Source organism: Bacillus pinisoli, from assembly GCF_023036475.1.
Classification (GTDB): Bacteria; Bacillota; Bacilli; order Bacillales; family SA4; genus Bacillus_BS; species Bacillus_BS pinisoli.
Genome location: NZ_JAJQKI010000038.1, coordinates 1 through 1311 on the forward strand (window position 1 = coordinate 1; position 1311 = coordinate 1311).

General features: G+C 47.4%; 9 tRNA genes and 1 rRNA gene. All 10 read left to right on the plus strand.

Features of this window, described 5'->3' with window-relative positions:
• The first annotated feature begins 110 nt into the window (after positions 1–110).
• The 10 genes from rrf to LT143_RS20345 all read left to right on the plus strand — a co-directional run bounded on the left by rrf (position 111) and on the right by LT143_RS20345 (position 1242).
• A 5S ribosomal RNA gene (gene rrf, locus LT143_RS20300) occupies positions 111–226 on the plus strand.
• Positions 227–237: 11 nt separating this feature from the next.
• A tRNA-Val gene (locus LT143_RS20305) sits at positions 238–313 on the plus strand.
• 178 nt (positions 314–491) lie between these two features.
• A tRNA-Thr gene (locus LT143_RS20310) sits at positions 492–567 on the plus strand.
• Positions 568–575: 8 nt separating this feature from the next.
• Positions 576–651, plus strand: a tRNA-Lys gene (locus LT143_RS20315).
• 7 nt (positions 652–658) lie between these two features.
• Positions 659–743, plus strand: a tRNA-Leu gene (locus LT143_RS20320).
• A gap of 33 nt (positions 744–776) precedes the next feature.
• A tRNA-Gly gene (locus LT143_RS20325) sits at positions 777–851 on the plus strand.
• A 15-nt stretch (positions 852–866) separates the two neighbouring features.
• A tRNA-Leu gene (locus tag LT143_RS20330) sits at positions 867–955 on the plus strand.
• 35 nt (positions 956–990) lie between these two features.
• Positions 991–1067: transfer RNA gene (locus LT143_RS20335), tRNA-Arg, on the plus strand.
• Positions 1068–1074: 7 nt separating this feature from the next.
• A tRNA-Pro gene (locus LT143_RS20340) sits at positions 1075–1151 on the plus strand.
• A 15-nt stretch (positions 1152–1166) separates the two neighbouring features.
• Positions 1167–1242, plus strand: a tRNA-Ala gene (locus tag LT143_RS20345).
• Positions 1243–1311: the final 69 nt, after the last annotated feature.

Genomic DNA, 1311 nt, shown 5'->3' on the forward strand with positions numbered 1-1311 from the left:
CATACGATCCTATCTAGTTTTGAGGGAACAATAAAAAAATTCCTCTTGATTTTCTTTGTAAAATCAGTATAATAAAAAAAGTCGCTACTTATTAGTGACAAAAAAACTAGTCTGGTAATGATGGCGAAGAGGTCACACCCGTTCCCATTCCGAACACGGAAGTTAAGCTCTTCAGCGCCGATGGTAGTTGGGACTTTGTCCCTGTGAGAGTAGGACGTTGCCAGGCTTTATTAATCCGGAGGATTAGCTCAGCTGGGAGAGCACCTGCCTTACAAGCAGGGGGTCGGCGGTTCGATCCCGTCATCCTCCACCATAGAAATTCACATTAGTAAAAACATTCATATGCCGGCTTAGCTCAGTTGGTAGAGCACGTCGGAATAATCTTCGGAGCGAAAGCTTCAGCGTACCAATCGAACAGCAGCTTGAATAAGCTTCCTGAGATTGGGACGACAGTATCAGCAATCTTTTTAATTAGTAATTTATCTTAATATGCCGGCTTAGCTCAGTTGGTAGAGCAACTGACTTGTAATCAGTAGGTCGTGGGTTCAAATCCTATAGCCGGCACCATTTGTACCGAGCCATTAGCTCAGTCGGTAGAGCATCTGACTTTTAATCAGAGGGTCGAAGGTTCGAGTCCTTCATGGCTCACCATTTACACGCGGATGTGGCGGAATTGGCAGACGCACTAGACTTAGGATCTAGCGCCTTACGGCGTGGGGGTTCGACTCCCTTCATCCGCACCAATTCAAAAATATGAAGTTTGCAATACATTTGTTGCGGAAGTAGTTCAGTGGTAGAACACCACCTTGCCAAGGTGGGGGTCGCGGGTTCGAATCCCGTCTTCCGCTCCAAAATCTTCATGTATTGCCGGGGTGGCGGAACTGGCAGACGCACAGGACTTAAAATCCTGCGGTAGGTGACTACCGTACCGGTTCGATTCCGGTCCTCGGCACCATACTTTTTAAATCAATAAAAGTATAAACATATGTTGCGCCCGTAGCTCAATTGGATAGAGCGTTTGACTACGGATCAAAAGGTTAGGGGTTCGACTCCTCTCGGGCGCGCCATATATGACGGGAAGTGGCTCAGCTTGGTAGAGCACCTGGTTTGGGACCAGGGGGTCGCAGGTTCAAATCCTGTCTTCCCGACCATTTCTATAACAAATTGGGGCCTTAGCTCAGCTGGGAGAGCGCCTGCCTTGCACGCAGGAGGTCAGCGGTTCGATCCCGCTAGGCTCCACCAATATTTGATTTGAGTTCTTTGAAAACTAAACAAAACGTCAAGCGTGTTGGTTTATGTAAATCAACAACA